The sequence below is a fragment of the Methyloceanibacter marginalis genome (assembly GCF_001723295.1).
Lineage (GTDB): Bacteria > Pseudomonadota > Alphaproteobacteria > Rhizobiales > Methyloligellaceae > Methyloceanibacter > Methyloceanibacter marginalis.
Genome location: NZ_LPWD01000219.1, coordinates 1 through 6192, shown reverse-complemented (window position 1 = coordinate 6192; position 6192 = coordinate 1). Strand labels below are relative to the sequence as shown.

The following is a 6192-nucleotide window of genomic DNA, read 5'->3' as shown; positions in this document are numbered from 1 at the left end:
GTGCCGGCATCGCCGCTGTAGTGGTAGGCGTCGGTCCGGACATAGACGCCGGGCACGGAGGGAATGACGCCGCCGAAAATGTCCGTATAGCCCTTGACCCAAGGACCGGTGCCGAACTCGGCTGCCTGGACGGGTCCGGCGCCCAGAACCGCGACGATCAAGGCAATGCCGCTTGCGCTCTTCCACGTCATCGACGCCTCCCTCCCCAAGATGGCCGACCTGCTTTTTTCTTTTCAAACCATTCTAGGGAGGTTCCAGCCCCGTCGCCATCGAGCAGGAAGACTTGACTGCGAGATGCGAGCGGCTGGAGGCAGATTTGCCACAGCGTCGCTCAGCTCACGGAGGGCGCGAGGCTCTCGATATGGTCCCGGCGCCAATCTTGTCATGATCGACGGCTCGGGCCACTCTCCCGGTCGAGGCCGGGCGGAGGCCTTGACGCATCGAAGGTCTCGCCGACGAGGCCGGACGGAATAAGTCGGAATATGGAGGCGCGCGCATGACGATCAGGCTTTGGCGGAACCTCCTTGTGGCGGCGGTGCTCGGCCTCTGCGGAGCCGCGTCGCCGGTGTGGGCGCAAAGTGCGGATCCGCTGCCGTCATGGAACGACAGCGCGGTGAAGACGGACATTCTCGATTTCGTCGCGCGCGTGACCACCGATGGCAGTCCGGATTACGTGCCGCCGCAGGATCGCATCGCCACCTTCGACAATGACGGGACGCTCTGGGTCGAGCAGCCGCTCTACACACAATTCGTGTTCGTCATCGACCGGGTCAAGGCGGTCTCCAACCAGCACCCGGAGTGGAAGACCAAGGAGCCGTTCAAGTCGGCGCTCGACGGCAACACTGCGAAGCTCCTCACCTACGGCGAGAAGGGCGCGATCGCGCTGATCACCGCGACCCATAGCGGCATGACCACGGTCGAGTTCAACGACACCGTGAACGCCTGGCTGAAGACGGCCAAGCACCCGCGCTTCAAGCGGCCTTACACCGACCTGACCTACAAGCCGATGATCGAGCTGCTTGAGTATCTGCGGGCCAACGGGTTCATGACCTTCATTGTTTCCGGCGGCGGGATCGAGTTCATGCGCGCCTACACGGAGCAATGCTACGGCATTCCGCCGTGGCATGTGGTCGGTTCCGCCGGCAAGACCGAGTTCCGCATGTGGGATGCAAGCCCCACCCTGGTGAAGCTGCCGGACCTGCTATTCTTCGACGACGGGCCGGGCAAGGCGGAAGGCATCAACCACTATATCGGCCGCCAGCCGATCTTCGCCTTCGGCAACTCCATTGGCGACAAAGAGATGCTGGAGTGGACCGCGAACTGCCAAGGCCTGTGCTTCATGGGTCTTGTGCATCACGACGACGCGGTGCGGGAGTACGCTTACGGACCGGACTCCGATGTGGGCCGGTTTCCCGTCGCGCTGATGGAGCATGCCGAAGCTGTTGGCTGGGACGTGGTCAGCATGAAGAACGACTGGAAGGAGATTTTCTCCTGGGCCAAGCCTTGAGCGAATAGGGAAAAAACCATGCTGAAACCGTTGATGCTTGTCTCGGGCGTGATCGAGGTCGTGTTCGGTCTCTCGGCGCTCGTCGCGCCGCTGGTGGTGGTCGAGGCCGTCGGCGGGAGCAACGGCGACATCCCGACGCTCGCTCTCATCCGCCTGCTCGGTGCGGCGACCTTAGGGCTTGGCGGCGGCGCGCTGATCGGACGGACGCACCTGGACACGGTAGGAGGCATGGCGGCCGCGTACGGTCTCGGCCTCTACAACGTGCTGGCGGCCCCCGCGCTCATCTTTGGCGCGGCGAGCGCAGGCGGCCCCGGCCTGTGGGCCGGAGCCATACTGCACAGCGTGATCGCGGTACTGTTCGTTTTGGCGTTTCTGAGGCGGCGTTAGCACCGCTTCATCGACACCGGCTGGGTCGAGCGCATGCCGATGGCGCGTGCCGCGCCCGCCGAGAGGTCGAGGTGCACGCCCTTGGTGAAGGGGCCGCGGTCGTTGACGCGCACCTTGACCGACTTGCCGGTCTTCGGATTGCTCACCCTGAGGCACGTGCCGAAGGGGAGCGACCGATGGGCCGCCGTCAGCCCGTTGGGATTGAAGATCTCCCCGTTCGCCGTGCGATTGCCGGCCAGTTCGTTCCCGTACCAGGTCGCGGTGACCGTGCTGCTTGCCGCCTGGGCCGGAACGGCCAGAAGGACGAGGGACGCGAAAGCCCAATAACGCATGATATTCCCACCTTGCTTCCTGTTATCGAAGCCTTGCTGGTAGGGGGCGGAAGGGGCCGAAATTCGGAGCGGGCGCGGCCATCGTTGGGAGACGCCGGGGCGAGAATGGGGCTTGTTTTTTTAAGGATTTAGTAACCCTCGCAATGGGCCCCGGTTTTGGGCTAGTTTCCTGAGCAGAAAGGGAAAACCCGCCAATCGGGGGACTTTTGGCCGGGGCAGGGGGGCACGTTGAGTAAATCGGGGTCTGCGTTGGGGGTTCTAGGGAGCCTCGCCCTTGCCGTTGCGCTTGCCGGCTGCGCCGCGGCCATTGCGCGCAATCCCGTACCCGTCTCCCTCGAGGGCCAGGCCCAAGTCGCCGGCATGGGGACAGAGACCATCCGCTTCTGGGGCGATGAGTTGCCTCCCAACAGCGAAGCCATCGTCAAGGAGAAGTGGGCCCAGACCCGGGCGAACCGGCCGGAGCTTTTGGCGCGGGGCCGCCGTCCGGTGATGACCTCGCTCGCGCTTTCAGGCGGCGGCAGCGATGGCGCCTTCGGCGCTGGCGTGCTCGGCGGATGGACCGCTTCGGGCAAGCGGCCGGAGTTCGACGTCGTCACCGGCGTCTCGACGGGGGCGCTGACGGCGCCGTTCGCCTTCCTCGGCCCGAAATACGACGGGGTCCTGAAAGAGGTCTTCACGCAGTCCGACACGAAAGACGTCGCCATCATGCGGCCCGTGCGCGGTCTGCTCGGCGGCGATGCGCTCGCGAGCAACGCGCCTCTCGCCAAGGTGATCGACCGCTATATTGACGAGGCGTTCCTCGAAGAGGTGGCGGCGGAGCACCGCAAGGGACGCCGGCTCCTGATCGGCACCACAAATCTCGATGCCGAGCGTCCGGTGATCTGGGACATGGGCGCGATCGCCACGAGCGGAAGCCCCGAGGCGCTGGACCTCTTCCGCACGGTCCTGCTCGCCTCCGCCGCCATTCCCGCCGTCTTTCCGCCCGGCTTCATCAAGGTCTCGGCGGGCGGTACGACCTACGAGGAGATGCATGTCGATGGCGGGGCGACGCGGGAAGTGTTCCTCGTACCGACGCAGTTCATGGCAAGCAAGGTCGACGGCAGTCTCGGCATTCGTCCGATCCGGCGCACCTACATCATCCGGAACGGCCATGTCGCTCCGGAATACAAGGTCGTGAAGGCGAGGACGCTGTCGATTGCCGGGCGGGCGGTGTCGAGCCTGATCAAGAGCCAAGGTGTCGGCGACCTGTATCAGCTCTACGTCTTCTGCAAGCGCAACGGCATCGACTACAACCTCGCCTATATCCCCGCCGATTTCCACGACACCAGCACCCAAGCCTTCGACCCGGTCTATATGTCGAGGCTCTACGAACGCGGCTACCAGATGGCGGCAAGCGGCTACCCCTGGAAGAAGCAGCCGCCGCAGATGGGCGCAAACTGATATTCGCACAGCCGCGTTTCCCACAGCCGCTGTGACGATGGCGGGGGCTGCACTCGGGGCCGAACCTGGCCTATAAGGACAGCAAGAAACTGGAACGGTTTTGACAGGGAGAAAGACGTATGGACCTCGCTGCGTTGAACAAGGTGGCCACGGCCATGACCACGCCCGGAAAGGGCATCCTGGCGGCGGATGAGTCGGGCGGAACGATCAAGAAGCGCTTCGATGCGATTGGCGTCGAATCCACCGAGGAGAACCGGCGCGACTATCGCGAGCTCCTGTTCCGGTCGGAAAAGGCCATGCACAACCGCATCTCCGGTGTGATCCTGTTCGACGAGACCATCCGCCAGAAGGCGGCGGACGGCACGCCGCTGGTCAAGGTCATCGAGGCGGCGGGCTCCATCCCCGGCATCAAGGTGGACAAGGGCGCCAAGCCGCTGCCCTTCTGTCCCGGCGAGACCATCACCGAAGGGCTCGACGGGTTGCGCGAGCGGCTGATCGAATATCGGGAGCTCGGTGCCAAGTTCTGCAAATGGCGCGCTGTGATCGATATCGGACCCGGCATCCCGAGCCACGACGCCATCAACGCGAACGCCCATGCGCTCGCCCGCTACGCGGCGCTCTGCCAGGAGCAGGATCTGGTGCCGATCGTGGAGCCCGAAGTGCTGATGGACGGCGACCACACCATCGAACGCTGCGAAGCCGTCACTGAGTGGACGCTGAAGACCGTATTCCAGGAGCTGTACTACGCCAAGGTCAAGCTCGAAGGCATGGTGCTCAAGCCGAACATGATCGTGCCGGGCGCCGAGTGCGCCACGCAGGCTCCCGATCAAGAGATCGCCGAGCGGACCATTCGCGTCCTCAAGAACTGTGTGCCGTCGGCGGTGCCGGGCATCGCCTTCCTGTCGGGTGGCCAGTCGGACGTGGAAGCTACGGCGCGGCTTGATGCCATGAACCGCGTTGGCGGCTTCCCCTGGCATCTCACCTTCTCCTATGGTCGCGCGCTGCAGCACGCGCCGCAAGTGGCCTGGGCCGGCAAGACGGACAATGTGAGCGCGGCGCAAGCCGCTTTCTCGCACCGCGCGGAGATGAACGGGCTTGCCACCCTTGGAAAATGGACGCCGGAGATCGAGAAGAAAGCCGCCTAGGCTGCGCTCGGGGCCTTAGGCTTGAAAAGGGCCGCCGACACGGCCTTTTCCGCTTCGACGATGAGCAACAGGCTACGCCAATAGCCAGCACGAGCAGTCCGTCGGCTGGCGCCATGGGCTCCGTCGCGAAAACCTCCTGGAAGAAGGGAAGGTAAGTGAAGGCGGCCTGCGCCGCCACCGCCACGGCAATGCCGATCAGGACGGCCGGCGTTCCCAACATGCCGCGCCACGTGATCGCGCCGCCGTAGATGTAGCGGACGCTGAACAGGTAAAAGATCTCCATGACGACAATGGTGTTCACGGCAAGGGTCCGGGCCATGTCGACGGACTGACCGGTGTCGAGGGCATAGAAGAAAACGCCGAACACGCCGGCGACGAACAGCAGGGACACGAAAACGGTTCGCCAGATGACCATGCGCGAGAGCAAATTCTTCGACGGGTCTCGCGGGGGGCGCTGCATCGTCCCCGGCTCGGTCGGCTCGAACGCCAGCGTGAGTCCGAGCGCGACGGCGGTCACCATGTTGATCCAAAGAATCTGGATTGGGGTGATGGGCAGCGTCAGGCCGAAGGCGATGGCGCCGATGATCGCCGCCGCCTCTCCGCCATTGGTCGGCAAGGTCCAGGCGATGACTTTGCGAAGATTGTCGTAGACCGTGCGTCCTTCCCGCACCGCGGCGACGATCGAGGCGAAGTTGTCGTCGGCGAGCACGACCTCCGCCGCCTCCTTGGCCGCATCGGTTCCCTTCCGGCCCATGGCGACGCCGACATCGGCGCGCTTCAGAGCGGGCGCGTCGTTGACGCCGTCGCCCGTCATGGCTGTTACGGCATGGTCCGCCTGCAGCGCTTCCACCAGGCGCAGCTTGTGCGTAGGGCTCGTCCGCGCGAACACGGTGACGTTGCGCACGACATCTCTAGCTCCGTGTCGTCGACCCCATCGAGTTGGCTTCCGGTCATCGTGACAGGCTCGGGCGCCAGGCGAAGCTCGCGGGCAATGGCCTCGGCCGTCGCGGCATGGTCGCCCGTGATCATTTTCACGGCGATGCCGGCCTCCTGGCATTCGCGAATTGCGGCCAGAACCTCTTCGCGCGGCGGGTCGAGGAGCCCGAGCAGGCCGATCAAAGTCGCGTTGCGCTCGACATCGGAAAAATTGAGGTCGCGATGGCCTTTGGGCTGGTCTTTGCGGGCGATCGCCAGCATGCGCTGGCCTTGTGCGGCAACTGCATTGGTCTGTGCCTGCCAGAACGCATCATCGAGCGGCTCGTCCCCCGCAGGGCCCTCTGCCTGCTGCACATGGCGAGAACGCGTTCCGGGGCGCTGATGAGCGCAAAGGTTGCGCCGTCCTCATGGCTATGGTGCAGCGTCGCCATGAATTTGTGCTCGG

General features: G+C 64.6%; 6 protein-coding genes and 2 pseudogenes. 4 read left to right on the top strand and 4 right to left on the bottom strand.

Features of this window, described 5'->3' with window-relative positions; all coding sequences use genetic code 11:
• A pseudogene (locus AUC71_RS08855) lies at positions 1–191 on the bottom strand (hypothetical protein); the annotation flags it as partial.
• Positions 192–496: 305 nt separating this feature from the next.
• Between AUC71_RS08855 and AUC71_RS08850 the strand changes: the two are divergent.
• The gene (locus tag AUC71_RS08850; protein WP_069623975.1) at positions 497–1507 is read left to right on the top strand and encodes an HAD family hydrolase; all 1011 of its coding nucleotides are present in this window, start codon (positions 497–499) and stop codon (positions 1505–1507) included.
• 18 nt (positions 1508–1525) lie between these two features.
• Entirely contained in the window at positions 1526–1894 is a 369-nt protein-coding gene (locus AUC71_RS08845; RefSeq protein WP_069623974.1) for a hypothetical protein, read from the top strand.
• Here AUC71_RS08845 and AUC71_RS08840 read toward each other — a convergent pair.
• A complete protein-coding gene (locus tag AUC71_RS08840) occupies positions 1891–2226 on the bottom strand; it encodes a septal ring lytic transglycosylase RlpA family protein (protein ID WP_069623973.1) in 336 nt (111 codons plus the stop codon). The two genes, AUC71_RS08845 and AUC71_RS08840, sit on opposite strands and share 4 nt — an antisense overlap.
• A 228-nt stretch (positions 2227–2454) precedes the next feature.
• Here AUC71_RS08840 and AUC71_RS08835 point away from each other — a divergent pair, with 228 nt between their 5' ends.
• Together AUC71_RS08835 and AUC71_RS08830 are read left to right on the top strand one after the other, a co-directional pair.
• The gene (locus AUC71_RS08835) at positions 2455–3666 is read left to right on the top strand and encodes a patatin-like phospholipase family protein (protein WP_069623972.1); all 1212 of its coding nucleotides are present in this window, start codon (positions 2455–2457) and stop codon (positions 3664–3666) included.
• A gap of 119 nt (positions 3667–3785) precedes the next feature.
• Positions 3786–4811, top strand: a complete 1026-nt coding sequence (locus AUC71_RS08830) for a class I fructose-bisphosphate aldolase (protein ID WP_069623971.1) — start codon at positions 3786–3788, stop codon at positions 4809–4811.
• Positions 4812–4935: 124 nt separating this feature from the next.
• Here the strand turns inward: AUC71_RS08830 and AUC71_RS20255 are convergent.
• Positions 4936–5700: pseudogene (locus AUC71_RS20255) on the bottom strand (HAD-IC family P-type ATPase); the annotation flags it as partial.
• Entirely contained in the window at positions 5631–6008 is a 378-nt protein-coding gene (locus AUC71_RS22330) for an HAD family hydrolase (protein ID WP_342021828.1), read from the bottom strand. The pseudogene AUC71_RS20255 and the gene AUC71_RS22330, both read right to left, overlap by 70 nt.
• Positions 6009–6192 lie beyond the last annotated feature (184 nt).

Excerpts from the sequence above, each read along its gene's own strand:
- AUC71_RS08850 (WP_069623975.1), top strand. The coding sequence starts at position 497 with ATGACGATCAGGCTTTGGCGGAACCTCCTTGTGGCGGCGGTGCTCGGC.
- AUC71_RS08845 (WP_069623974.1), top strand. The coding sequence starts at position 1,526 with ATGCTGAAACCGTTGATGCTTGTCTCGGGCGTGATCGAGGTCGTGTTC.
- AUC71_RS08840 (WP_069623973.1), bottom strand. The coding sequence starts at position 2,226 with ATGCGTTATTGGGCTTTCGCGTCCCTCGTCCTTCTGGCCGTTCCGGCC.
- AUC71_RS08830 (WP_069623971.1), top strand. The coding sequence starts at position 3,786 with ATGGACCTCGCTGCGTTGAACAAGGTGGCCACGGCCATGACCACGCCC.
- AUC71_RS22330 (WP_342021828.1), bottom strand. The coding sequence starts at position 6,008 with ATGCTGGCGATCGCCCGCAAAGACCAGCCCAAAGGCCATCGCGACCTC.